General features: G+C 75.0%; 1 pseudogene. It reads right to left on the reverse strand.

The features are described 5' to 3' along the window. Window positions 1-268, reverse strand: a pseudogene (locus tag OO48_RS34170) (heavy metal translocating P-type ATPase); the annotation flags it as partial.

A 268-nucleotide genomic window follows, 5' to 3' on the forward strand; every position in this document is an offset into this window, starting at 1 on the left:
CTGCGCGCCGCGTCCGGTGCCGACCAGCAGGGCGGTCGGGGTGGCCAGGCCGAGGGCGCACGGGCAGGCGATGATCAGCACCGCGACGGCCGCGGTGAAGGCGGCGCTCCAGCCCTCGCCGGTGCCCAGCCAGTAGCCGAGGGTGGCCAGCGCCAGGGTGATCACGATCGGCACGAACACGGCGGAGATCCGGTCGGCCAGGCGCTGGGCGGCGGCCTTGCCGTTCTGGGCGTCCTCCACCAGCTTGGCCATCCGGGCGAGTTGGGTG

Source organism: Kitasatospora phosalacinea, assembly GCF_000716545.1.
GTDB lineage: Bacteria > Actinomycetota > Actinomycetes > Streptomycetales > Streptomycetaceae > Kitasatospora > Kitasatospora phosalacinea.